Source organism: Streptomyces sp. NPDC048560 (genome assembly GCF_040650955.1).
Classification (GTDB): Bacteria; Actinomycetota; Actinomycetes; order Streptomycetales; family Streptomycetaceae; genus Streptomyces.
Genome location: NZ_JBEZIJ010000002.1, coordinates 729,410 through 755,425, shown reverse-complemented (window position 1 = coordinate 755,425; position 26,016 = coordinate 729,410). Strand labels below are relative to the sequence as shown.

The following is a 26,016-nucleotide window of genomic DNA, read 5'->3' as shown; positions in this document are numbered from 1 at the left end:
CCCGGAAGCTAAGCCTTTCAGCGCCGATGGTACTGCAGGGGGGACCCTGTGGGAGAGTAGGACGCCGCCGAACAATTATTCCGGGAAAGCCCCGTACCGCAAGGTACGGGGCTTTTCTGCGTTTATCGCCACTTGTGGGCGGATGCCCTGCCGGCTACCGGCCCGATGGTCGGGTGCCGTGCGCGGGTGCTTCCGTCGGCGCTCCAGCGGGTCGGTCGTCAGGGTTTTGCGTACCCTCGAACTCAAGGTATGCTTTAGCTCGTTGCCGCAGGGCAGCGAGGCCCCAATAGCTCAGTCGGTAGAGCGTCTCCATGGTAAGGAGAAGGTCTGCGGTTCGATTCCGCATTGGGGCTCAGTAATAAGAAAGGCCCCCGCCAATGGCGGGGGCCTTTCTTATGTCTAGAGGAGGGGCGGCTCGGGCACCCTCATGGCCAGGATGGCCATGTCGTCCGAGGCCGGCTCAGCGGCGAAGCGTTCGACCGCGCGCAGAATGCGTGCGGCCACCGCTCCGGCCGTGAGGCCCGTACAGGTGGCCAGCACGTCGGCGAGGCCGTCGTCGCCGAGCATCCGGGCACCCTCGCGGCGTTCGGTGACGCCGTCCGTGACGCACAGCAGGACGTCGCCCGGATCGAGGGTGACCTCCTGCTCGTAGAGTTCCAGGTCCTCGATGACGCCGAGCAGGGGCTGAGGTTCTGCCGCGGCTACGACCGTGCCGTCCTGCTTGAGACGCAACGGCAGGGGATGGCCCGCGCACACCACCTTCAGGAGCGCGCTGCCGTCCTCCTGGGGCCACAGCTCCCCGTACAGGAGGGTCAGGAAGCGGCTGCGGGTTCCCTCGTCGAGGATGGCCGCGTTGAGACGCTCAAGGACCGCCGGGCCGGGGAAGCCCTCCCGGGCCAGCAGGCGCAGTGCGTGGCGGGCGAGGCCCGTGACCGCCGCTGCCTCCGGGCCCGTACCGCAGACGTCACCGATGGCGAAGCCGTAGGCGCCGTCGTGGATCGGGAAGACGTCGTAGAAGTCGCCCCCGACCTCGTTGCCCTCGCCGGCGGCGCGGTAGATGACCTCGATCTCGACGTTGGGCACGTCGGGGAGCCCCGGGGGCAGCAGGCTGCGCTGGAGCGACTGGCTGATCGCCATGCGCTCCGAGTAGAGGCGGGCGTTGTCGAGGGCCAGTGCGGCACGGCGGGAGAGGTCCTCGGCCAGTTCCAGGATCTCCTGGCGGAAGTGGTCGTCCGAGGGCTTGCCGAGCGTGAGCATTCCGATGACGCGGTTGCGGGCGACCAGGGGGAGTACCACCGTCTCGCCGCCCACCGCCGAGGCCGTGGCCAGAATCGTGCGCGTCGCCATTCCCATGCTGAGGGGCGCGTCGCGGTCCAGGCTGCGCGTGGACGTGTTGAGGGCCGCCCGGTGGGCGGCTTCCGACGGGGCGGACCAGACGCGTGCCCCGGGGGCCGGTACCGGGTCCGGCGGCGCGATCTTGGAGAGCAGGGCCTTGAGGCCGTCGATGAGCTCCTCGTCCTCGTGGAGGACGTACGAGAGGTACGGCTCCGAGGACTGGTCGGCGATCGTGTAGACGGCGCACCAGGTGGCCAGGGTGGGGACCGTCATCTGGGCCATGAGCGCCAGTGTCTGGTCCCGGTCGAGGGTTCCCGCGAGCAGGTCGGAGGCCTCGACGAGGAAGGACAGGGAACCGCGGCGCAGCCGTTCCAGTTCGCCGAGTCGGGCCGATTCGACGGCCAGGGCGATGCGGTCGGCGGCGAACTGGAGACGCAGGGCCTCTTCGTTGGAGTAGCGGCCCGGTGCTTCGGCGGCGACGCCGAGGGAGCCGGTGAGCCGGCCCTCGACCTTCAGCGGCACCGTGACGACGGATCTCATCCCGGTGTCGATGAGAAGGGGGACGGCGCCGGGTACGGCCGTGAGGTCTTCGTGGACCGCGGGCATCCTGGCGGAGCCGTACCGTCCTGTGCCGGCTTCGACGGGAACCCTGGCGAAGCGCTGGCGGGCCGAGGGGAGTCCGGTCGTGGCCCGTACTTCGAGCTCGGTCTCGTCGTCGGTGGCGAGCAGCAGGAACGCCGAGTCGGCGTCGAGCATGTCGCGGGCCCGTTCCACCGTGCGCTGGAGCAGTCCGTCCAGGTCGTCAGGGGCGGGGGAGCCGATGAAGACCTCGAACGGGTCCGTGGTCCGGTGCTCGGCGCCCGTGTCGGTGACCGGCGTGCGCACGGGGGACTGGAGCACGGCGCGCTCGTAGTCGCGTACGAGGAGGCAGACCGTTGACGGTTCCCCCTGGGTGTCGCGGACCCGCAGGTGCGAGGCGTAAACGGGGATGACGCGGCCGTCGGCGCCGCGGAACCCGTAGCTGCCCTCCCAGCGGGAGAGCTGGAGCGCGTCGGCGATGCCGGTGCTGGTGCCGGGCGTCTGCGGCCAGGCCGCGAAGTCGGTGAGCTGCTTGCCGGTGACCTGCTCGGCCGTGTGACCGAAGAGGAAGGCGGCGTCGTCGTTCCACGCGGTGACCGCGCCCGTGCTGTCGATCTGGACGACGGCCACCCGTACCCGTTCGTCGGTGACGGGGAGCAGGGCCGTGGGCAGGACGGGGCCCGCGGAGCGGATTCCGACAGGGCGCTCGGGCAGATCGAGCTGGAACCAGACGTGTTTGTGCGTGGGGGTGTACTCGACGCCCCAGCGGGAGGCGAGCGCGCCGCAGAGCAGCAGGCCGCGACCGCTCTCGCGCTCCGGGCTCATGTCCATGACGGAGCCCCGCAGTGGGACTTCCCGCTCGGGGTAGTGGTCGGAGACCTCGATCCGTACGCCGTCCTCGGTGCGCAGGCACAGGACGTCCGCCGCGGTCCCCGCGTGGACGACGGCGTTCGTGACAAGTTCGCTGGTGAGGACCACGGCGTCGTCGACGACGTCCGTGTAGCCCCATCCCTGGAGCGTGTCACGGACAAAGGCGCGGGCGGTCGCGACCGAACGCCCGACCGGGTCGAAGGTGGCGGCCGCGCGGGCGGTGATCACAGCACTCCCCATATTGGTGTCTCGTCGCTTCCCCGAGTCCTGTGCCCGATTCTTGCCGCTTCGATTCGCCTAGCCAGGCTAGACGCTCGGTCACCGTCCCGGGTACACGAGGGCCGACTTCGGTACGGAGGAGGCCCGGTAGTCGTGCGCGGGCGCACAACTGTGGTCTTCGGGAGGGAGGATGGGGGGTAACCGTCGGAGGTTCCACCCCGGACAGGTGTGGCCTGGTACGTTTCAACGATTTGACGTCCGCATGGTCACCCGTCAACGGTGTCCTGGGGCGGTGAGCCAAAGAAGATCTGGGCAAGCTTCCGGATAGGCCCGAGCGATACGGTCAACCCCTGCGGGAGGGACACGGTGGAGTCTGGCGTGGCGGCGCGGGGTTCAGGCACGCGCACAAAAGGCGGACAGTCCGTGAAAAAACAGCGCAATGGGACCATCGATGTGGATGCGGCAGCTCTGAACAGACTGCTCGCGGCCCTCGTGGCGATGCGGGACGGCAACTTCCGCCGGCGGCTGACCGTCTCCGGCGACGGCGTGCTGACCGAGATCGCGGCGGTCTTCAACGAGGTCGCGGACCGGAATCTCCACCTCACCGGCGAGCTGGCACGTGTACGCCGTGTGGTCGGACGCGAGGGAAAGCTCACCGAGCGCCTGGAGACCGGGGCCTGTGAGGGGTCCTGGGCGGCTGCCATCGACGCGTCCAACGAGCTCGTGGACGATCTGGCCCGGCCGGTCTCGGAGGTCGGACGGGTGCTGTCGGCGGTCGCCGACGGTGATCTCGAGCAGCGTATGGAGCTGCGGTCGCACACGGCCGACGAGACGGTCCGGCCGCTGCGTGGTGAGTTCCTGAAGGTCGCGCGCACGGTCAACAACCTGGTCGATCAGCTGTCGGCGTTCACCGAGCAGGTGACGCGGGTCGCGGTCGAGGTGGGTACCGAGGGCAAACTGGGTGGTCAGGCCCAGGTCCGCGGCATGTCCGGTTCATGGAAAGACCTCACGGATTCCGTGAACACCATGGCGTACCGGCTGACCGCGCAGGTGCGAGACATCGCTCTGGTGACGACGGCGGTCGCCAAGGGTGACCTGTCACGGAAGGTCACCGTTCATGTGGCCGGCGAGATGCTTCAGCTGAAGAACACCGTCAACACGATGGTCGACCAGCTGTCCTCGTTCTCCTCCGAGGTGACGCGGGTCGCGCGTGAGGTCGGTACGGAGGGCGAGCTGGGTGGTCAGGCCACGGTGCCGGGTGTGGCCGGGGTGTGGAAGGACCTGACCGACTCCGTCAACACGATGGCCGGGAACCTGACTTCCCAGGTGCGCGGTATCGCGGAGGTGACGACGGCGGTCGCCAACGGTGACCTGTCGCAGAAGGTCACGGTGAGCGCGCGCGGCGAGGTCGCGCAGCTGGCCGAGACGATCAACCAGATGACCGAGACGCTGCGTACCTTCGCGGACGAGGTCACCCGGGTGGCCAGTGAGGTCGGTGGCGAGGGTCTGCTCGGCGGTCAGGCGCAGGTGCCGGGTGCGGCGGGGACCTGGAAGGACCTCACCGACTCGGTGAACACGGTCTTCCGGAACCTGACGACGCAGGTGCGGGACATCGCGCAGGTGACCACCGCGGTCGCCAGCGGCGACATGACGCAGAAGGTCACCGTCGACGTGGCCGGCGAGATGCTGGAGCTGAAGAACACCGTCAACACGATGGTGGACCAGCTCCAGTCCTTCGGTTCGGAGGTCACCCGGGTAGCCCGGGAGGTCGGCGTCGAGGGCCGCCTCGGCGGGCAGGCCGAGGTGCCGGGTGCGGCCGGGACGTGGAAGGACCTCACCGACTCGGTGAACACGGCGTTCCGGAACCTGACGGGTCAGGTGCGGGACATCGCGCAGGTGACGACGGCGGTCGCCAACGGTGATCTGTCGCAGAAGGTCACCGTCGATGTCGCCGGCGAGATGCTGGAGCTGAAGAACACCGTCAACACGATGGTGGCGCAGCTGTCCTCGTTCGCCGACCAGGTGACCCGGATGGCGCGGGACGTGGGTACGGAGGGCCGCCTGGGCGGACAGGCGCGGGTCGACGGTGTCTCCGGTACGTGGAAGGAGCTCACCGACTCCGTCAACTTCATGGCGGGGAACCTGACCTCCCAGGTGCGTCAGATCGCGCAGGTGACCACGGCGGTGGCCCGGGGTGATTTGTCGCAGAAGATCGACGTGGATGCCCGGGGCGAGATCCTGGAGCTGAAGAACACCATCAACACGATGGTGGACCAGCTCTCCGCGTTCGCCGAGCAGGTGACGCGGGTGGCCCGTGAGGTGGGTACGGACGGGCGGCTCGGCGGTCAGGCGCAGGTGCCCGGTGTGGCAGGCGTGTGGCGGGACCTGACCGATTCGGTGAACGGCATGGCCGGGAACCTGACCGCTCAGGTCCGTAACATCGCCCAGGTCGCCACGGCGGTGGCCCGGGGTGACCTGTCGCAGAAGATCGACGTGGATGCCCGGGGCGAGATCCTGGAGCTGAAGAACACCCTCAACACGATGGTGGACCAGCTGTCCAACTTCGCCGAGCAGGTGACCAGGGTCGCCCGCGAGGTGGGTACGGAAGGCATTCTGGGCGGTCAGGCCGAGGTGCAGGGCGTGTCCGGTACGTGGAAGGACCTGACCCAGTCCGTCAACGGCATGGCGAACAACCTGACCATGCAGGTGCGCAACATCGCCGAGGTCACCACGGCGGTCGCCAAGGGCGATCTCTCCAAGAAGATCACCGTTGACGCCAAGGGCGAGATCCTCGAACTGGTGACGACCGTCAACACGATGGTCGACCAGCTGCTGAACTTCGCCGACGAGGTGACCAGGGTCGCCCGTGAGGTGGGCACCGAGGGCATCCTCGGTGGTCAGGCCCGGGTGCGCGGTGCGACGGGCATCTGGAAGGACCTCAGCGACAACGTCAACCTGATGGCCAACAACCTGACCAGTCAGGTGCGCAACATCTCGCGGGTCTCGTCCGCGGTCGCCAACGGTGATCTGACGAAGAAGGTCACGGTCGAGGCGCGCGGCGAGGTCGCGGAGCTGGCGGACACCGTCAACACGATGGTGACGACGCTGTCCTCGTTCGCCGACGAAGTGACACGTGTGGCCCGTGAGGTGGGTACGGAGGGCGAGCTGGGCGGCCAGGCGCGCGTCCCGGGTGTCTCGGGTACGTGGAAGGACCTGACCGAGTCGGTGAACTCGATGGCGTCGAACCTGACGGGTCAGGTGCGGCAGATCGCGACCGTCACCACGGCCATCGCCAAGGGTGATCTCACCAAGAAGATCGACATCGACGCGCGTGGTGAGATCCAGGAGCTGAAGAACACCATCAACACGATGGTGGACCAGCTGTCGTCGTTCGCCGAGCAGGTGACCCGGGTGGCCCGCGAAGTGGGTACCGAGGGGCAGCTGGGCGGCCAGGCGCGGGTCCGTGACGTGGACGGCACGTGGCGCGACCTCACCGAGTCCGTGAACGAGATGGCCGGAAACCTCACCCGGCAGGTGCGTGCCATCGCGGCCGTCGCCACCGCGGTGACGCGCGGCGATCTCAATCTCAAGATCGACGTGGACGCGGCCGGCGAGATCCAGGTGCTGCAGGACAACATCAACACCATGATCGCGAACCTGCGCGACACGACCCTGGCCAACAAGGAGCAGGACTGGCTCAAGGGCAACCTCGCCAGGATCTCCGGCCTCATGCAGGGCCGCCGCGATCTGGACGACGTGGCCTCGCTGATCATGAGCGAGCTGACTCCGGTGGTCTCGGCCCAGCACGGTGCGTTCTTCCTGGCCATGACGCCGGGCGACACCGACGAGGTGGGCGCGGACGGTGGCCGGGAGAGTACATACGTACTGCGTATGCGCGGCAGCTACGGATACTCGGCCGGCTCGATGCCGACGTCCTTCCGGCCGGGTGAGACGCTCATCGGGACGGCGGCCGAGGAGAAGCGGACGATCCAGGTGGACAACGTGCCGCCGGGCTATCTGAAGATCTCCTCCGGTCTCGGGGAGGCGCCGCCCGCGCACGTGATCGTGCTGCCGGTGCTCTTCGAGGGGAAGGTCCTCGGTGTGATCGAGCTGGCCTCGTTCCAGCCGTTCACGCACATCCAGCGGGACTTCCTCAACCAGCTCGCCGAGATGATCGCGACGAGCGTCAACACCATCAGTGTCAACACCAAGACGGAGAAGCTCCTCGAACAGTCGCAGGAGCTGACCGAGCAACTCCGTGACCGCTCGCAGGAGTTGGAGAACCGGCAGAAGGCTCTTCAGGAGTCCAACGCCGAACTGGAGGAGAAGGCCGAGCTGCTGGCCCAGCAGAACCGTGACATCGAGGTGAAGAACACCGAGATCGAGGAGGCCCGGCAGGTGCTGGAGGAGCGTGCCGAACAGCTCGCCGTCTCCATGCGCTACAAGTCCGAGTTCCTGGCGAACATGTCGCACGAGCTGCGCACGCCCCTCAACTCGCTGCTCATCCTGGCCAAGCTGCTCGCGGACAACGCCGAGGGCAACCTCTCGCCGAAGCAGGTCGAGTTCGCCGAGACGATCCACGGTGCAGGTTCCGATCTGCTCCAGCTGATCAACGACATCCTCGATCTCTCGAAGGTCGAAGCGGGCAAGATGGATGTCAGCCCGACCCGGATCGCGCTGGTCCAGCTGGTCGACTACGTGGAGGCGACGTTCCGGCCGCTCACCGCGGAGAAGGGGCTCGACTTCTCCGTACGGGTGTCGCCGGAGCTGCCGGCCACGCTGCACACGGACGAGCAGCGGCTTCTGCAGGTGCTGCGCAACCTCCTCTCCAACGCGGTGAAGTTCACCGACAGCGGGGCCGTCGAGCTGGTGATCCGGCCGGCCGGCGCCGATGTGCCCAACTCGATCCGGGAGCATCTGCTGGAGGCGGGTTCGCTGCGGGACGCGGACGCCGACCTGATCGCGTTCTCGGTCACCGACACCGGCATCGGGATCGCGTCCAGCAAGATGCTGGTGATCTTCGAGGCGTTCAAGCAGGCGGACGGGACGACCAGCCGCAAGTACGGCGGTACGGGACTCGGTCTCTCCATCAGCCGGGAGATCGCCCGGCTGCTGGGCGGTGAGATCCACGCGGCGAGCGAGCCGGGCCGCGGTTCCACCTTCACGCTCTACCTGCCGCTGCACGCGAGCGAACTGCCGGCGCAGGGCTACCCGCAACTGGGGGGCCCCGACGAGGCGCACGGCAACGCGGTCGAGAGCGGTCTGCGCCCGGAGACCCCCGAAGGTCGTGCGACCGGCGGGACGCAGCCGCGGCTGGGTGACCCGGCGGCGACGGCGGGCATGTTCCGGCGCCGGCGCAACGCCCTGGGCGCCTCGGCCCGGCAGGCCGCCCTGCCGAGCGGCCGGCAGAGCGCGGGGAGTGCCGCGCACGAGGAGTGGGTGCAGGAAGCGCCGACGGGGCAGGAGGAGCAGGAGCCGCGGCGGACGTTCCGGTTCCATGGCGAGAAGGTACTGATCGTCGACGACGACATCCGTAACGTCTTCGCGCTCACCAGCGTGCTGGAACAGTATGGGCTGTCCGTGCTGTACGCGGAGAACGGCCGCGAGGGCATCGAAGTCCTGGAGCAGCACGACGATGTGACGGTCGTGCTGATGGACATCATGATGCCCGAGATGGACGGTTACGCGACGACGACGGCGATCCGCAGGATGCCGCAGTTCGCCGGACTGCCGATCATCGCGCTCACCGCGAAGGCGATGAAGGGTGACCGGGAAAAGGCGATCGACTGCGGCGCTTCCGACTATGTCACCAAGCCGGTCGACCCTGATCACTTGCTGTCTGTCATGGAGCAGTGGATGCGTGGTGAGTGATGACTAATGAAAAGAATCGCGATGAGTTGCTGATCGACTCTGTCTGAACGGGTGTGAGTACGGGGTATCCGGGGAACCTTCTCGTCTCGCACCGCGTTTTCGGTACGTGCACAGTGACATCGCGGTGACAGGGTGTGGTGACGGGCGGGGTGCGGCTACCATGACCGGCACAAGGACGGACGGCGTAAGGGAGTCGTCCCCTGGGGCGGCCCCCGGTGCGAAGCCGGGGCGAGGAGGGCGGGCCATGGTGCAGAAGGCCAAGATCCTCCTGGTCGATGACCGGCCGGAGAATCTGCTGGCGCTGGAGGCCATCCTCTCTGCGCTCGATCAGACACTGGTACGGGCATCGTCAGGGGAGGAAGCGCTCAAAGCGCTGCTCACGGACGACTTCGCGGTCATTCTGCTGGACGTCCAGATGCCGGGTATGGACGGATTCGAAACCGCCGCGCACATCAAGCGGCGAGAGCGGACCCGGGACATCCCGATCATCTTCCTCACCGCGATCAACCACGGTCCGCATCACACCTTCAGGGGTTACGCGGCCGGCGCGGTGGACTACATCTCGAAGCCGTTCGACCCGTGGGTGCTGCGTGCCAAGGTCTCGGTCTTCGTCGAGCTGTACATGAAGAACTGCCAGCTGCGTGAGCAGGCCGCGCTCCTGCGGCTCCAGCTCGAAGGCAGCGGTCACACGGGCGCGGCCCACGAGAAGGAGCCGGCCGGTCTGCTGGCCGAACTCTCGGCGCGGCTCGCGGCGGTCGAGGAGCAGGCGGAGGCGCTCTCCAAGCAGCTCGACGACGAATCGGCTGACGCGGCGGCCGTCGCGACCGCGGCCCATCTGGAACGCAAGCTCACCGGGCTCCGCCGCGCGCTCGACGCGCTGGAGCCGGGCACCGGCGGTTCCTCGTCCGTGCTGCCCTCGCAGGGCTGACCTCTCCACCTCCCGGCCCCGCGCACGGGGCCGAGCCCGCGGCCGGCGCATGAGCGTGCGTCAGTTCGCGGCCCCCGCAGGGCGACACGGTCGGGTGAAGCAGTAGGCACACGTGTCCACCGGCGTAAGCACCGGTAACCTCTGGCCCATGGCCTCACGTACGTCCGGCAAGGGTTCCCAGGGCACGGCGGGCACCGCGAAGCGCGTCGGCCGTACCCAGGGGCCGGCGAAGAAAGCCGCGCCCGCCAAGAAGTCCGCCGCGAAGAAGACCGCGGCGCCCAGGAAAGCGCCTGCCAAGAAGGCGGTGCCCAAGCCCGCGCCCTCCCCGACCGGCGGCATCTACCGGCTCGTTCGCGCGATCTGGCTCGGGATCGCGCACGGGGTCGGAGCGATGTTCCGGTCGATAGGGCGTGGCGCGAAGGGACTCGACCCCGCTCACCGCAAGGACGGGCTCGCCCTGTTGCTGCTCGGCCTCGCGCTGATCGTGGCCGCGGGCACCTGGTCGAATCTGCGCGGGCCGGTCGGTGACCTCGTCGAGATGCTGGTGACTGGGGCGTTCGGGCGGCTCGATCTGCTCGTACCGATACTGCTGGGCGTCGTCGCCGTACGGCTGATCCTCTATCCCGAGAAGCCCGAGGCCAACGGCCGTATCGTCATCGGCCTTTCCGCCCTCGTGCTGGGCGTGCTCGGACAGGTCCACATCGCCTGCGGCTCACCCGGTCGCGAGGACGGTACGGAAGCGATGCAGGACGCGGGCGGTCTGATCGGCTGGGCCGCGTCCAAGCCGCTCGTCTTCACCATGGGCGACGTGCTCGCCGTGCCGCTGCTGCTGCTCCTGACCGTCTTCGGGCTGCTCGTCGTCACCGCGACCCCGGTCAACGCCATTCCGCAGCGGCTGCGTCTGCTCGGTGTGAAGCTCGGCATCGTCGAACCGGCGTACGGGCCGGGCGCGGAGGGCGAGAGCGACGACGACCGGTACGACGAGCAGTGGCGCGAGGCGCTGCCCGAGCGGTCACGCCGTACCGCACGCCGCTCCGAGGCGGACGTGGACCACGACCCCGGTCTCGCCGAGTCGGCGGCGCTCTCGAAGCGGCGCAGGCCGCGCAGGCCGTCCGTGCAGCCGGCCATGAACCGGACGATGGACGCCGTGGACGTCGCGGCCGCCGCCGCGGCGGCCCTCGACGGCGCTGTCCTCAACGGGATGCCGCCCTCGCCGGTCGTCGCGGATCTGACGCAGGGCGTCTCCGCCGACCGCGATCGCGGACGCGAGAGGACGCCGGTGCCCGGCGCCCGTGAGGCGGAGCGGCCGAGGCCCGGCGAGAGGGCGGCCTCGCCGTCCGCCGGCGTACCCGATCTGACGAAGCCGGCCCCAGAGCGTTCCGAGGCGCTGCCCGCCCGTGCCGAGCAGCTCCAGCTCTCGGGCGACATCACGTACTCGCTGCCCTCGCTCGACCTGCTGGAGCGCGGCGGACCCGGCAAGACGCGCAGCGCCGCCAACGACGTGGTCGTGGCGTCACTGACGAACGTGTTCACGGAGTTCAAGGTCGACGCGGCCGTCACGGGCTTCACGAGGGGGCCGACGGTCACGCGGTACGAGGTGGAGCTCGGCCCGGCCGTGAAGGTCGAGCGGATCACCGCCCTCACCAAGAACATCGCCTACGCGGTCGCCAGCCCGGACGTACGGATCATCTCGCCGATCCCGGGGAAGTCGGCCGTCGGTATCGAGATCCCCAACTCCGACCGCGAGATGGTCAACCTCGGCGACGTGCTGCGGCTCGCGGACGCGGCGGAGGACGATCACCCGATGCTGGTCGCGCTCGGCAAGAACGTCGAGGGCGGCTACGAGATGGCCAACCTCGCCAAGATGCCGCACGTCCTGGTCGCGGGCGCGACCGGGTCGGGTAAGTCCTCCTGCATCAACTGTCTGATCACCTCGGTGATGGTGCGGGCCACCCCGGACGACGTCCGCATGGTGCTGGTCGACCCGAAGCGGGTCGAGCTGACCGCGTACGAGGGCATTCCCCATCTGATCACCCCCATCATCACCAACCCGAAGAAGGCCGCCGAGGCGCTGCAGTGGGTCGTGCGGGAGATGGATCTGCGCTACGACGACCTGGCGGCGTACGGATACCGGCACATCGACGACTTCAACCATGCCGTGCGCAACGGCAAGGCGAAGGCGCCTGAGGGCAGCGAGCGCGAGCTGTCGCCGTACCCGTATCTGCTGGTCATCGTCGACGAGCTCGCCGACCTCATGATGGTCGCGCCCCGTGACGTGGAGGATTCCATCGTCCGCATCACGCAGCTCGCCCGCGCCGCCGGTATCCATCTGGTGCTCGCCACGCAGCGGCCCTCGGTCGATGTCGTGACCGGTCTGATCAAGGCCAATGTGCCGTCCCGTCTGGCCTTCGCGACTTCCTCGCTCGCCGACAGCCGCGTCATCCTCGATCAGCCGGGCGCCGAAAAGCTCATCGGAAAGGGTGACGGACTGTTCCTGCCGATGGGGGCGAACAAGCCCACGCGTATGCAGGGAGCGTTCGTCACCGAGGACGAGGTCGCCGCCGTCGTCCAGCACTGCAAGGATCAGATGGCGCCGGTCTTCCGCGAGGACGTCGTCGTCGGCACCAAGCAGAAGAAGGAGATCGACGAGGACATCGGCGACGACCTCGATCTGCTCTGCCAGGCCGCCGAGCTCGTCGTCACCACGCAGTTCGGCTCGACCTCGATGCTCCAGCGCAAGCTCCGTGTGGGCTTCGCCAAGGCGGGGAGGCTGATGGACCTGATGGAGTCGCGCAACATCGTCGGGCCGAGCGAGGGGTCCAAGGCCCGCGACGTGCTCGTGAAACCGGACGAACTCGACGGGGTGTTGTCCATCATTCGGGGGGAAACCGCTTCGTAGGGGTTTTGTGGGCAACCGTTTCGCCCGGTCGTACGTCAAGTTGTGGGGAGGGACGGAAAGATGTTCCGCTTCCCGCTCTGTCCGCAGGGCTCTCCGGGGAACCCGATGGCGTACAAAGTCGTCCCTCCCGGTTGCCCCACCCTTTCGTACCCCCCCTAGACTGAACATCCAGCAGGTGGCTCACGCTCGAAAGGCGCCCCCGTGTCCATCGGCAACTCCCCCGAAGACGACCGGCCTTCGATCGGTCGCGTGCTCCAGCAGACTCGTATCGCCGCAGGTCTGACGGTCGAGGAAGTCAGCGGCTCCACCCGGGTGCGCATCCCCATCGTGCACGCGATCGAGGAGGACGACTTCTCGCGCTGTGGCGGCGACGTCTACGCGCGCGGTCACATCCGTACGCTCGCCCGTGCCGTCGGTATCGATCCGGACCCGCTTGTCGCTCAGTACGACGACGAGCACGGCGGCCGTCCGGTTCCGACTCCTGCGGCGCCGCTGTTCGAGGCCGAACGCATCCGTTCGGAACCCCGACGGCCCAATTGGACCGCGGCCATGGTCGCGGCCATCGTCGTCGTGGTCGGCTTCGTCGGTTTCACGCTGTTCAGCAGCGAGGACGAACGCCCGAGCACGGCTCAGGTCGCCGAGGGCTCGACGGCCGACAAGACCACTCCCAAGCCCACCACCACCAAGCCGTCCGATCCCAAGCCCGTGCCCTCGGAGAGCGCCATCGCGGCGGCTCCGCGGGACAAGGTGACGGTCAAGCTCAGCGCCGTACAGGGCAAGAGCTGGATCTCCGCCAAGGACCACAACGGGCGACTGCTCTTCGACGGGCTGCTGCTCCAGGGCCAGTCCAAGACGTTCCAGGACAAGGAGCGCATCGACCTCGTCCTCGGCGACGCCGGGGCGATCGAGCTCTTCGTGAACGGCAAGAAGGTCCAGGACCGCTTCGAGCCCGGACAGGTCGAGCGGCTCTCCTACACCAAGGGCGACCCCGAAGCGGGCTGACCCGCACCACCCCTTCCACCACGGTGAGCGTCCGGCAGTTCTGCCGGGCGCTCACCGTCTTTGTCACTGCCTGTAAGGGGGGAACCCTGCACGGCGGGGCCAGTGCCGGGACAAAGTAGTCTTGAGTCCATGCCCGAACGCCGTACCGTCGCCCTTGTCACTCTCGGATGCGCCCGTAACGAGGTGGACTCGGAGGAGCTTGCAGGCCGCTTGGCAGCGGACGGCTGGGAGCTCGTCGAGAACGCCTCCGACGCCGACGTCGCCGTCGTCAACACCTGTGGATTCGTCGAGGCCGCCAAGAAGGACTCCGTCGACGCCCTCCTCGAAGCCAATGACCTGAAGGACCACGGCAGAACCCAGGCCGTGGTCGCCGTCGGCTGCATGGCCGAGCGTTACGGCAAGGACCTCGCCGAGGCCCTGCCGGAGGCGGACGGGGTGCTCGGCTTCGACGACTACGCCGACATCTCCGACCGTCTGCAGACGATCCTCAACGGCGGAATCCACGCCTCGCACACGCCTCGTGACCGGCGCAAGCTGCTGCCGATCAGCCCGGCGGACCGCCAGGACGCCTCCGTGGCACTCCCCGGGCACGCGCAGGAGATCGCCGCTGCCCCCGAGGACCTGCCCGAGGGTGTCGCCCCGGTGTCCGGCCCCCGGGCACCGCTGCGCCGCCGGCTCGGCACGAGCCCGGTCGCCTCGGTGAAGCTGGCCTCCGGCTGCGACCGCCGCTGCTCCTTCTGCGCCATCCCCTCCTTCCGCGGCTCCTTCATCTCCCGGCGTCCCTCCGACGTCCTGGGTGAGACCCGCTGGCTGGCCGAGCAGGGAGTCAAGGAGGTCATGCTCGTCTCCGAGAACAACACCTCGTACGGCAAGGACCTCGGTGACATCCGGCTCCTGGAGACCCTCCTGCCGGAGCTCGCGGAGGTCGAGGGCATCGAGCGGATCAGGGTCAGCTACCTCCAGCCCGCCGAGATGCGGCCCGGGCTGATCGACGTCCTGACGTCCACGCCCAAGGTCGCCCCGTACTTCGACCTCTCCTTCCAGCACTCCGCCCCCGAGGTGCTCAGGGCCATGCGCCGCTTCGGCGACACGGACCGTTTCCTCGAACTGCTGGAGACGATCCGCGGCAAGGCGCCGTACGCCGGTGCGCGGTCGAACTTCATCGTGGGCTTCCCCGGCGAGACCGAGGCCGACCTCGCCGAGCTGGAACGCTTCCTCACCGGCGCCAGGCTGGATGCCATCGGCGTCTTCGGATACTCCGACGAGGAGGGCACCGAAGCGGTCGGTTACGCGAACAAGCTGGACGCCGAGGTGATCGCCGAGCGGCTCGCCCACATCTCGCAGCTGGCCGAGGAGCTCACCTCGCAGCGTGCCGAGGAGCGGATCGGCGAGACCCTCCAGGTGCTCGTCGAATCCGTCGAGGACGAGGAGGACGGACCGGTCGCGGTGGGCCGCGCGGCCCACCAGGCGCCCGAAACGGACGGACAGGTCGTCTTCACCGCACGCGAGGGACTCGTGCCGGGCCGTATGGTCGAGGCAAAGGTCGTCGGTACCGAGGGAGTGGACCTCGTGGCCGAACACCACGAGCTCGCGGAGGTGGCCAGATGACCGGAGCCCCGGCATCCGCGGCAGGCGGGTCCGGCGCGAAGCCGGTCCGCGGCGGCAAGCTGGGCACTGCGGCCGTCAACCAGGCCAGCCTGTGGAACATCGCCAACATCCTCACGATGGTGCGACTGCTGCTCGTGCCCGGATTCGTGATGCTGCTGTTCCACGACGGCGGCTACGACCCGGTCTGGCGCGCCTTCGCCTGGGCCGCGTTCGCCGTCGCGATGATCACCGACCTCTTCGACGGCCATCTGGCGCGCAGGTACAACCTGGTCACGGACTTCGGGAAGATCGCCGACCCGATCGCCGACAAGGCGATCATGGGTGCGGCGCTGGTCTCTCTGTCGGTGCTGGGCGATCTGCCCTGGTGGATCACCGGTGTGATCCTCTTCCGTGAGCTGGGCATCACGCTCATGCGCTTCTGGGTGATCCGCCACGCGGTGATCCCGGCCAGTCGAGGCGGCAAGCTCAAGACGCTGGCCCAGGGCACGGCCGTGGGCATGTACGTCCTGGTGATGACCGGGCCGCTGGCCACCCTCCGCTTCTGGATGATGATGATCGCCGTCGCGCTGACGGTGCTCACCGGTCTCGACTACGTGCGCCAGGCCGTGGTGCTGCGGCGCAGGGGGCTCGCGGCCGAACGCGTAGCCGCTCTGGTGGCCGTCACGGCCGCCGCCGACGCAGAGGCGGCCGAGGTTTCGGGAGCTGCCCCGCTGGGCGCCGTGACCTCCGAGAGCGCGGACGCCGGCGCGAACGTCTCCCGTCCGGGTGCCGAGGCGCGCGGGCCCGCGGAGGCCGATCGGTGACGGCCGCGGCCAGAGTGCTGGGGCGGCTCGTGGAGCGCGGTGAGACCCTCGCCGTCGCCGAGTCGCTGACCGGCGGTCTGGTCGCGGCCGAGATCACCTCCGTCGCCGGTGCCTCGCAGTCCTTCCGCGGGGCCGTCACGGCGTACGCCACCGCCCTCAAGAGGGACGTGCTGGGCGTCGACGGGCCCCTTCTGGCCGAGCGAGGCGCTGTGGATCCCGACGTGGCGCTGGGTATGGCCGCCGGAGTGCGCCGGGTGCTGGGCGCGGACTGGGGCATCTCGACGACCGGGGTCGCCGGCCCCGAGGAGCAGGACGGCAAGCCCGTCGGCACGGTCTTCGTGGCGGTTTCCGGGCCCGGGGGCGTGGAGAAAGTCGCCGCGTTGCGGTTGAACGGCGGGCGGGCGGACATCCGTAATGAGAGCGTACGGAGCGTGCTCGAACTGCTGTCCGGAGAACTCGGTGAAAATGCGAGGGCACAGGATACGGAACAGATCGGGGGGAATTGATGTTTGCAGCCCTGAGTGAACACGACATCGCTCCCCGCACGGCCGCAGCGCAAGGCGGTACGGTGGGGCGTGAAGGATGCGGCTACGCGGTCCGAGGAGGGAGCCACCGATGATTCTGCTCCGTCGCCTGCTTGGTGACGTGCTGCGTCGGCAGCGCCAGCGCCAAGGCCGTACTCTGCGCGAAGTCTCCTCGTCCGCCCGGGTCTCACTCGGTTATCTGTCCGAGGTGGAGCGGGGGCAGAAGGAGGCATCCTCCGAGCTGCTCTCCGCGATTTGCGACGCGCTTGACGTACGGATGTCCGAGCTCATGCGTGAAGTGAGCGACGAGCTGTCCCTGGCTGAACTGGCCGAGTCGGCGGCAGCCAGTGATCCGGTACCAGTACCGGTACGCCCGATGCTCAACTCAGTCTCCGTTTCGTCGGTGGCAGGTGTGCCGACGGGCCGGGTGACCATCAAGGCGCCCGCGGAAGCGGTGGATGTCGTCGCCGCCTGATCCGCGCGGTCATGCATGTGTGCACCGGAGCCCCGGTCCGCCCCTCGTGGGTGGGCCGGGGCTTCTGCGTGGCTGGGTCCGTACGCCGGGTGCCCGGGGTCGCGTGAGGGCTCTTCGCGGATGCAGCGACGCCCGTCCGGAGGGAAACTGCCCAGGACGCGCGTGAGCCGGAGGAGGCAGCCATGACACGGCGCTGGGTGCCGGCGCTCGCCCTCGGCGGGCTGTGGTGGTGGGCGGTGCTGCGGCTGGTGCTGGCGCCGGAACATGCCGGGGTGATCGAGGGCGCCGTGGCGGCCGGCGGGTGGGGGCTGAGTCTGCTGCCTGTCCACGTGACCTCGCCCGCCCGGGCGGGGGGCCGGTCCGGGGGCGTCACCGGGGGCGGGCTCGGGTGAGGGTCACCGGGGCATGGCGACGCCGCCGTTCGGCCGCAGGATCTGCCCGGTCATGAAGGCCGAGGCGTCCGATGCGAGGTGCAGGACCGTGTGCGACGTCCATCGGTTCCCCGACCCGGCCGAGCGGGGATACGCGGACCATCGCGGCTTCCGCCCGTTGCTGCTGGTCCGCGTCGTGGCGTTCGGTCATCGGGGTGCGGATCCAGCCGGGGGCGACGGCGTTCACCCGGATGGAGTGCGGGCCGAGCTCCGTCGCGAGCGTCCTGGTGAGCTGGACGACCGCCGCTTTCGCGGCGCTGTAGCAGAGCAGGCCAGGGCCGGCGGCGTCGATCGCACCGGAGGCCATGGTGATGAGCGATCCGGGCGCCGAGCGGGCCAGGAGGCTGCGGGCGACCTCCTGGCAGGCGTGGAGCACGCCCTTGAAGTTGACCGCCATGACCCGGTCGAGGTCCTCGTCCTTCGTGTCGAGGACGCTGCTCGTGTGCATGATCCCGGCGACGGCGGCCAGGATGTCCACCTCGCCGGCCTCCTCGACCGCGGACCGGACCTGACTACGGTCTGTCACATCGAGGCGATAGGTGTGGGACGCGCCACCTGCGCCGATGACCAGTTCATGCGTCTCGCCCAGGCCCTTCTCGTCCAGGTCGGCGCAGTGGATCGTGGCTCCCGCTTCGGCGAGCAGCACCGCGCAGGCGCGGCCGATGCCGCTCGCCGCGCCGGTGACGAACGCGGACCGGCCGGTGAGGTCGTACGCGGAGAGGGGCATGACGGGACCGTACGACCGGACCTGACGGGCCGTCAACTATGGTGTGGGGCCTGCTTGGCAGTGCGGGCACCAGTAGGTGGGCCGGTCGGCGTCGACGGCCTTCCTGATGGGTGTGCCGCAGCGCAGACAGGAGCGGCGCTCCCGGCCGTACACGTAGAGGTGTTCCTGCGGGCGGACCCGGGTGGGGATGCGGGCGCCGGTGCGGGGGGTGTCGGCGGCAGGGGTCCTGCCCGTGGTGGTGCGGGTGGGGCGGTCGCGGTTGGCTTCGAGGAGCTGCTTGGCGGTGCTGACCAGCAGGCGGGCGGTGGTGGCGGGGAGTTCGCCGACGGGGAGCCAGGGGGTGGCACGGGCCATGAAGCAGAGCTCGCACTTGAAGACGTTGCCGATGCCCGCGAGATTGCGCTGGTCCAGGAGCGCTTCGCCGAGCGGGCGGTCCGGGTCGGACAGCAGATTGCGCAGTGCGGTGCCGGGGTCCCAGTCGGGGCCCAGGAGATCGGGGCCGAGGTGGCCCACGACCTTCTCCTCGTCGCTGGTGCGGAGCAGGTCCAGGACGGGGAGGCGGTAACCGACGGCTGTGTGCGCGCGGTTGCCGAGAACGGCGCGGATCTGGTGGTCGGGGCCGCCGCGCCAGCGCTCGCCCGCCGCGAAGACGCGCCAGGCACCGTCCATGCGCAGGTGGCTGTGCAGGGTCAGACCGCCTTCGATGCGGGTGAGGAGGTGCTTGCCGCGAGGGGTGACGTCGAGGACCTCGCGGCCGGTCAGGTCGACGGTCGCGAGGCGGGGGACGCGGAGGTCGGAGTGGGTGAGGATCTGACCTGCGAGCGCGGTGTGCAGACGTCTGGCGGTCTGCAGGACGGTGTCTCCTTCGGGCATGTCTCCATTCTCCGGACTCGGGGGCGTGCAGGGGATGTGGTGGGCACCCGCTCGGATCAGGCGCGCAGGCGCAGGCCCCTCGGGGTGGCGAGGAAGCCGGCCGCTTCCAGGGTGCGGCCGAGGGGCGAGGTGAGGGACGAGGTCCCGTTGGTGCGCTCCACGGTCACCGTGCCGAGTGCTCCGGCCCGTGCGGCGGAGGCCAGTGCCTCGGCCGCGGCCCTGAGTGCCGGGTCCTCCGGATCGGTCGGCCAGGCCAGCAGGGTCTTCCCGCCGCGCTCCATGTAGAGCGTCAGCTCGCCGTCGACGAGCACCACGAGCGCGCCCGCCTTGCGGCCGGGCTTGTGTCCGGCGCCGTCCGGTGGCTCGGGCCAAGGCAGTGCGGCTCCGTAGGCGTTGGCCGGGTCGGCCGCGGCGAGGACCACGGCCCGTGGGGCGGTGCCCGGGTCGGCGCGGTCGCGGGCCGTGGACGCGGCTCGCAGCCGGTCCACCGCTCCCTCCATGGCGAACTGGGCGGCGCCGAGGCCCTCGACGACGTAGCCGCGACGCGCCTGTCCGTTGTCCTCGAACGCGGCGAGGATGCGGTACGTCGCGGAGAAGCCGCCCTCGACTCCTTCCGCCTGCACCGCGCCGCGTGTCACCACGCCGTGGCGGTCAAGGAGTGTGCGGGCCAGCGCGTGCGCCCGGTGCGTCGGCTCCGGCTCGGCCGCCGGGAGCAGGGACCAGCGGCCCGAGACCGTGGGCGGGCCGGTGCGGGAGGCCGGACGGGCCGCGGCGGTCAGTGTGCCGTAACGGCCGCGAGGGACGCTGCGTCTGGCACGGTGCGCCGTGGAACCCGCCGTGCGCCCGGAGCCGAGGAGCGCGCGCAGCGGGGCGAGTGTGTCGTTGGTGAGACGGCCCGACCAGGCCAGGTCCCAGAGTGCGTCGGCCAGTTGGGGGTCGGTGCAGTCCGGGTGGGTGGTCGCGCGGACCTGGTCGGCGATCTGGCGGAAGAACAGGCCGTAACCGCCGGTGAGCGTGGTCATGACCGACTCGTGCAGGGCGGACTCCTCGAGCGGGTGCGCGGGGGGCAGCAGCAGCGGCGCGCTGTCGGCGAGGTAGAGGGAGAGCCAGCCGTCCTTGCCGGGGAGCGCGCCCGCGCCGGCCCAGACGACCTCACCGGCCGTCGTCAGCTCGTCCAGGAGCGCGGGTGTGTAGCCCGATACGCGGCTCGGCAGGATCAGCTTCTCCAGGGCCGACGCGGGAACGGGGGCGCCCTGCAACTGCTCGATGGCGCGGGCCAGCCCGTCGATTCCGCGCAGGCCGTGGTCTCCGAGGTGCTGCCACTGGGGAAGGAAGGTCGCCAGGGCGGCGGGCGGCACCGGTTCCAGTTCGTGGCGGAGCGCGGCGAGCGAGCGGCGGCGGAGCCGCCGCAGGACGGTCGCGTCGCACCACTCCTGGCCGATGCCGGCCGGATGGAACTCGCCCTGGACGATCCGCCCCGAGGCCGCCAGCCGCTGCAGGGCCCCGTCCGTGACGGCGGTGCCGAGACCGAAGCGGTCGGCGGCCTGCGGGGAGGTGAACGGGCCGTGTGTACGGGCATGGCGGGCGAGGATGTCACCGAGCGGGTCCTTCACCGGTTCGGTGAAGGCTTCGGGGACTCCGACGGGGAGCGCGGTGCCCAGGGCGTCGCGCAAGCGGCCCGCGTCCTCGATGGCAGCCCAGTGGGGGGCTCCGGCGATGCGGACCCGGATCGCCCGGCGGGACGATTCCAGCTCCGGTGCCCACTGCGGCTGCGCGCCGCGCTCGGTCAGCTCCGCCTCGGTCAGGGGGCCGAGGACGCGCAGGAGGTCGGCGACTCCCTCGATGTCCTTGATCTTCCGGTCCTCGGTCAGCCACTGGAGCTCCTGTTCGAGCTCGGTGAGCACCTCCGGGTCCAGGAGCTCACGCAGCTCCGCCTGGCCGAGCAGTTCGGCCAGGAGGTGGGAGTCGAGCGAGAGGGCGGCCGCCCGCCTTTCGGCGAGGGGCGAGTCGCCCTCGTACAGGAACTGCGCGACGTAGCCGAAGAGGAGGGAGCGGGCGAAGGGTGAGGGCTCCTGGGTGGTCACCTCGACCAGGCGGATGCGCCTCGCTTCGAGGTCACCCATCAGTTCGGTGAGGCCCGGGACGTCGAAGACGTCCTGGAGGCATTCGCGGACCGCTTCGAGGACGATCGGGAACGAACCGAACTCGGAGGCCACCTGGAGCAGCTGGGACGCACGCTGGCGCTGCTGCCAGAGGGGGGTCCGCTTGCCGGGGCTGCGCCGGGGGAGCAGCAGGGCTCGTGCTGCGCATTCGCGGAACCGGGAGGCGAACAGCGCGGAGCCGCCCACCTGGTCGGTGACGATCTGACTGATCTCGCCCTTGTCGAAGACGACGTCGGCCGCGCCGACCGGGGCCTGTTCGCTGTCGAAGGCGGCGTCCGGTGGCGTGAGTCCGCCGGCGGCGCCGGGGTCGCGGGCGGGGCCGACGGGGTCGAAGTCCAGGAGGTCGAGGCCCATCAGGTCGGCGTCGGGGAGCCGCAGCACGATGCCGTCGTCGGCGTGCATGACCTGGGAGTCCATGCCGTACCGCTCGGCGAGACGGGCGGACAGGGCCAGCGCCCAGGGGGCGTGGACCTGGGCTCCGAAGGGGGAGTGCACGACGACCCGCCAGTCGCCGAGCTCGTCCCGGAACCGCTCGACCAGGATGGTCCGGTCGTCCGGCACGTGTCCGCAGGCGCGGACCTGTTCCTCCAGATAGGACAGGATGTTGTCGGCCGCCCAGTCGTCCAGGCCGGCGGCCAGCAGTCTTGCTCTGGCGTCCTCCCGGGACAGCCCCCCGATCTCCCGCAGGAACGCGCCCAGGGCGCGGCCCAGCTCCAGCGGGCGGCCCAGCTGGTCGCCCTTCCAGAACGGGAGCCGGCCGGGGACTCCCGGCGCCGGGGAGACCAGGACGCGGTCCCGGGTGATGTCCTCGATCCGCCAGGACGTGGTGCCCAGGGTGAAGACATCGCCGACGCGGGACTCGTACACCATCTCCTCGTCGAGCTCGCCGACGCGCCCGCCGCCCTTCTTCGGGTCGGCCCCGGCGAGGAAGACCCCGAAGAGTCCCCGGTCGGGGATGGTTCCGCCGGAGGTGACGGCGAGCCTCTGGGCACCCGGGCGGCCCGTGACCGTACCGGCGACGCGGTCCCACACCACGCGGGGGCGCAGCTCGGCGAAGGCGTCCGACGGATAGCGGCCGGCGAGCATGTCGAGCACGGCCGTGAACGCGGACTCCGGGAGCGAGGCGAAGGGCGCGGCGCGGCGGGCCAGGGCCAGCAGGTCGTCGGCCTGCCAGGTGTCCAGGGCGACGATGGCGACCAGTTGCTGGGCGAGTACGTCCAGTGGGTTGGACGGGACCCGGAGGGCCTCGATGGCGCCTTCGCGCATCCGCTCGGTGACGACGGCCGCCTGGACCAGGTCGCCCCGGTACTTCGGGAAGACCACTCCGGTGGAGACCGCCCCCACCTGGTGCCCGGCGCGGCCCACGCGCTGGAGTCCGGAGGCGACGGACGGCGGGGACTCGACCTGGATCACCAGGTCGACGGCGCCCATGTCGATGCCGAGCTCGAGGCTGGACGTGGCGACGACGGCGGGCAGCCGCCCTGCCTTGAGGTCCTCCTCGACCTGGGCACGCTGTTCCTTGGAGACCGATCCGTGGTGGGCGCGGGCGAGCAGTGCGGGGGCGCCCTTGGCCGCGCCGGACTGGGCCATGATCTCGGCGGGGGAATGGGCCTCGGGCAGCGGGGCGGCGTGCTCGTCGAACACGGTGCCCGTCGCCCGCTCGTACGCGATCTCGTTGAGCCGGTTGCAGAGCCGTTCCGCGAGGCGGCGGGAGTTGGCGAAGACGATCGTGGAGCGGTGGGACTGGACGAGGTCGGCGATCCGCTCCTCGACGTGGGGCCAGATCGAGGGCTTCTCGGCCTGGTCGGCTCCGCCGTCGGTGGCGGGGGAGCCGCCGAGCTCTCCCAGGTCCTCGACGGGCACGACCACCGAGAGGTCGAACTGCTTGGTGGAGGGCGGCTGGACGATCTCCACCTTCCGCTGGGGCGACAGGAAGCGTGCGACCTCGTCGACCGGGCGGACGGTCGCCGACAGGCCGATCCGTCGGGCAGGCCGGGGCAGCAGCTCGTCGAGACGCTCCAGCGAGACCGCCAGGTGGGCGCCGCGCTTCGTGCCGGCGACGGCGTGCACCTCGTCCAGGATCACCGTCTCGACGCCGGCCAGGGCTTCCCGGGCCGAGGAGGTGAGCATGAGGAACAGCGATTCCGGTGTCGTGATCAGGATGTCGGGCGGCCTGGTCGCCATGGAGCGGCGCTCGGCCGGAGGGGTGTCGCCCGAGCGGATCCCGACGCGCACCTCGGGCTCGGGGAGCCCAAGGCGTACGGACTCCTGGCGGATGCCCGTCAGCGGCGAACGGAGGTTGCGTTCCACGTCCACGGCGAGGGCCTTGAGCGGCGACACGTACAGCACACGGCAGCGCTTCTTCGCGTCGGCGGGTGGCGGGACGGCGGCCAGCCGGTCCAGCGAGGCCAGGAACGCGGCGAGGGTCTTGCCGGATCCCGTGGGCGCGACGACGAGCACGTCCGAACCCTCGGCGATGGCCCGCCATGCCCCCTCCTGCGCCGCGGTGGGCGCGCTGAACGCCCCTTCGAACCAGCTGCGGGTCGCGGGGGAGAACGAGTCGAGTGCGGTTGCGGCCATGTCCCCCATCGTGCACCTCGCCACTGACAACGGCCGGTGACGGCGGGCCGTGACGGTGACCGGATCTGCGGGCCGCGCCCCGGAGCTGCGAGAATTCGCCCATGGCGGCACTGGGGACGGAGAAGTCGGAGAAGGAGTGGGCGCGGTACTGGCAGTACGCGGAGCTGCCCGGACTCGACCTCCTGCGGGCCCGCTACGTGCGCCACACCTTCCGGCGCCACAGCCACGAGGGCTATGTCTTCGGCACGATCACGCGCGGCGTCGAGGATGTGGGCCTGCCCGGCGAAACCGTGCACGCGGGCCCCGGAGCCGTGGTCATGATCAATCCTGAGGTGCCGCACACCGCCCGTGCGGGTGTCCCGGAGGGCTGGGTGTACGCCACGCTCTACCCCTCGGCACAGGTGATCAACGACATCGCGGCCGACATGACGAATCTGCGCGGAACCGTCGGCTTCGCCGAGACCAGCGTGCTCGACCCGCACGCCGCCCGGCTGATCACCGAGATCCACCGGGCGGCGGAGGAGGGCAACGCCCTCGCCGCGGACAGTCTGCTCCGCGTCATGGTCTCCCGGCTCCTGGGCCGGCACGGCGGGGCACTGCCCACCCCGGTCCTCCACTCGGCGGGTGCCAGGGACGCTGCCCGGGCCCGGGCGGTACTCCAGGAGCGGATGGCCGGACCGCCGACCCTGGAGGCGCTCGCGGTCGAGCTCGGCACCAGCCCTTTCGCACTGCTCCGCGCGTTCAAGAAGCGGTACGGGATGCCGCCGCACACCTGGCTCACCGACGCCAGGGTGCGACAGGCCCGCCTCATGCTGGACCGGGGCAGCACGCCCGCCGACGCGGCCACGGCCGTCGGCTTCACGGATCAGCCCCACCTCAACCGTCACTTCACCCGGATCGTGGGAGTGCCGCCGGGGGCGTACCAGCGCGGACGTGCAAGAACGTACAAGACCGGCCCGGACACCTCCGCGTAGCGTTCCGGGCGTGGCAGAACAGACAGCACCTCCAGAAAGCGACCGCGTGGACGACAGCACACCCGACGGCCCGGGGGCAGGCGCGGCCGGAGCGCCCGGTACGCACCCCTCCGGATCGGCCACGGCCGCCGCCCCGAAGCGCGACGCGGAGGTCGTACGGGACGCGCTCGGCGTCGGTGTCGCCGTCGGGCTCTCCGGATTCGCCTTCGGGGTCACCTCGGCCGGCGCCGGACTGACTCTGCTCCAGACCTGCGCGCTCAGTCTCCTCGTCTTCACCGGCGCCTCGCAGTTCGCCCTGGTGGGCGCGCTCGCGGCCGGAGGGAACCCGTACACGGCGGCGGCGGGGGCCTTCTTCCTCGGCGTACGGAACGCCTTCTACGGGCTGCGGCTCTCGCAACTGCTGGCACTGCCTCGCGCCGTGCGTCCGTTCGCCGCCCAGTGGGTCATCGACGAGACGACGGCTGTCACGCTGCCGCAGCCCACCAGGCGTGCGGCCCGGATCGGTTTCACGGTCACCGGACTCACCCTGTACGTCCTGTGGAACCTGACCACCCTGGTGGGGGCGCTCGGCGCCGAGGCGCTCGGCGACACCGACGCGTGGGGGCTGGACGCGGCGAGCCCGGCCGTGTTCCTGGCGCTGCTCGCACCGATGCTGAAGAGCACCACGGAGCGCGTCACGGCCGGCGTCGCCGTGCTGATCGCTCTGGGGCTCCTGCCGGTCCTGCCGGCAGGGCTGCCGGTGCTGCTCTCCGCCCTCGCCGCACCCGTCGTCCTCTTCCTGATGGGGCGGCGTGACAAGGGGACGGCCGTGGTGACACAGGACGAGGAGATCAGCCGGTGAACATCTGGATCGCCATCGGGCTCACCGCCGTCGGCTGTTACCTCGCCAAGCTCCTTGGACTACTCGTTCCCGCCGGAGCGCTGGAACGGCCCCTGGTGCAACGGCTGGCCGCGCTCCTGCCTGTCGCGCTGCTCGCGGCGCTCACCGCTCAGCAGACGTTCGGAGACGGACAGCAGCTCACCCTGGACGCGCGAGGAGCGGGTCTGGCGGCAGCGGCCCTGGCCCTGGTGCTTCGCGCGCCCTTCCTGGTCGTCGTGGGGGCAGCCGTGGCCGTGACGGCAGGGGTACGCGCCCTGGGGTAGGTGTCACCTGGAG

General features: G+C 70.2%; 15 protein-coding genes, 1 tRNA gene and 1 pseudogene. 13 read left to right on the top strand and 4 right to left on the bottom strand.

Annotated features, from left to right (window positions below):
- Positions 1–280 precede the first annotated feature (280 nt).
- A tRNA-Thr gene (locus AB0C82_RS10045) sits at positions 281–353 on the top strand.
- A 46-nt stretch (positions 354–399) separates the two neighbouring features.
- Here AB0C82_RS10045 and AB0C82_RS10040 read toward each other — a convergent pair.
- Positions 400–3,024, bottom strand: a complete 2,625-nt coding sequence (locus AB0C82_RS10040) for a SpoIIE family protein phosphatase (RefSeq protein WP_362838337.1) — start codon at positions 3,022–3,024, stop codon at positions 400–402.
- 402 nt (positions 3,025–3,426) lie between these two features.
- On the opposite strand from AB0C82_RS10040, the gene AB0C82_RS10035 reads away from it, so the two are divergent.
- From AB0C82_RS10035 to AB0C82_RS09995, 9 genes are all read left to right on the top strand, one after another.
- Positions 3,427–8,874: a HAMP domain-containing protein gene (locus AB0C82_RS10035; RefSeq protein WP_362838334.1), complete on the top strand. Its 5,448-nt coding sequence runs from the start codon at positions 3,427–3,429 to the stop codon at positions 8,872–8,874.
- A gap of 244 nt (positions 8,875–9,118) precedes the next feature.
- Positions 9,119–9,802: a response regulator gene (locus tag AB0C82_RS10030; RefSeq protein ID WP_362838331.1), complete on the top strand. Its 684-nt coding sequence runs from the start codon at positions 9,119–9,121 to the stop codon at positions 9,800–9,802.
- A 148-nt stretch (positions 9,803–9,950) separates the two neighbouring features.
- The gene (locus AB0C82_RS10025; protein ID WP_362838328.1) at positions 9,951–12,701 is read left to right on the top strand and encodes a DNA translocase FtsK; all 2,751 of its coding nucleotides are present in this window, start codon (positions 9,951–9,953) and stop codon (positions 12,699–12,701) included.
- A gap of 201 nt (positions 12,702–12,902) precedes the next feature.
- Positions 12,903–13,703, top strand: coding sequence for a helix-turn-helix domain-containing protein (locus AB0C82_RS10020; protein WP_362838325.1), 801 nt, complete (start codon positions 12,903–12,905; stop codon positions 13,701–13,703).
- 129 nt (positions 13,704–13,832) lie between these two features.
- Positions 13,833–15,311, top strand: coding sequence for a 30S ribosomal protein S12 methylthiotransferase RimO (gene rimO, locus AB0C82_RS10015; protein WP_362838322.1), 1,479 nt, complete (start codon positions 13,833–13,835; stop codon positions 15,309–15,311).
- Entirely contained in the window at positions 15,308–16,114 is an 807-nt protein-coding gene (pgsA, locus tag AB0C82_RS10010; RefSeq protein ID WP_362838319.1) for a CDP-diacylglycerol--glycerol-3-phosphate 3-phosphatidyltransferase, read from the top strand. Before rimO ends, pgsA begins: the two co-directional genes overlap by 4 nt.
- On the top strand, positions 16,111–16,620 hold the full coding sequence (locus AB0C82_RS10005) for a CinA family protein (protein WP_362838317.1): 510 nt from the start codon (positions 16,111–16,113) through the stop codon (positions 16,618–16,620). The genes pgsA and AB0C82_RS10005 overlap by 4 nt, the downstream gene beginning before the upstream one ends.
- 109 nt (positions 16,621–16,729) lie before the next feature.
- Positions 16,730–17,113, top strand: coding sequence for a helix-turn-helix transcriptional regulator (locus tag AB0C82_RS10000; protein ID WP_069169097.1), 384 nt, complete (start codon positions 16,730–16,732; stop codon positions 17,111–17,113).
- A 182-nt stretch (positions 17,114–17,295) separates the two neighbouring features.
- Positions 17,296–17,505 (top strand): hypothetical protein, encoded by a 210-nt coding sequence (locus AB0C82_RS09995; protein WP_362838314.1) that lies wholly within the window; start codon positions 17,296–17,298, stop codon positions 17,503–17,505.
- Between the two features lie 3 nt (positions 17,506–17,508).
- On the opposite strand, the pseudogene AB0C82_RS09990 reads toward AB0C82_RS09995, so the two are convergent.
- From AB0C82_RS09990 to AB0C82_RS09980, 3 genes and pseudogenes are all read right to left on the bottom strand, one after another.
- Positions 17,509–18,271: pseudogene (locus AB0C82_RS09990) on the bottom strand (SDR family NAD(P)-dependent oxidoreductase).
- A 36-nt stretch (positions 18,272–18,307) separates the two neighbouring features.
- Positions 18,308–19,144, bottom strand: a complete 837-nt coding sequence (locus tag AB0C82_RS09985) for a DNA-formamidopyrimidine glycosylase family protein (protein WP_362838312.1) — start codon at positions 19,142–19,144, stop codon at positions 18,308–18,310.
- 56 nt (positions 19,145–19,200) lie between these two features.
- A complete protein-coding gene (locus tag AB0C82_RS09980; RefSeq protein ID WP_362838309.1) occupies positions 19,201–23,886 on the bottom strand; it encodes a DEAD/DEAH box helicase in 4,686 nt (1,561 codons plus the stop codon).
- 101 nt (positions 23,887–23,987) lie between these two features.
- Here AB0C82_RS09980 and AB0C82_RS09975 point away from each other — a divergent pair, with 101 nt between their 5' ends.
- Genes AB0C82_RS09975 through AB0C82_RS09965 form a run of 3 tightly spaced genes read left to right on the top strand, consistent with a single transcriptional unit; the run spans position 23,988 to position 26,003 of the window.
- Positions 23,988–24,860 (top strand): AraC family transcriptional regulator, encoded by an 873-nt coding sequence (locus tag AB0C82_RS09975; protein ID WP_362838306.1) that lies wholly within the window; start codon positions 23,988–23,990, stop codon positions 24,858–24,860.
- Positions 24,820–25,701, top strand: coding sequence for an AzlC family ABC transporter permease (locus AB0C82_RS09970; RefSeq protein WP_362838303.1), 882 nt, complete (start codon positions 24,820–24,822; stop codon positions 25,699–25,701). The genes AB0C82_RS09975 and AB0C82_RS09970 overlap by 41 nt, the downstream gene beginning before the upstream one ends.
- Entirely contained in the window at positions 25,698–26,003 is a 306-nt protein-coding gene (locus AB0C82_RS09965; RefSeq protein ID WP_362838301.1) for an AzlD domain-containing protein, read from the top strand. Before AB0C82_RS09970 ends, AB0C82_RS09965 begins: the two co-directional genes overlap by 4 nt.
- Positions 26,004–26,016: the final 13 nt, after the last annotated feature.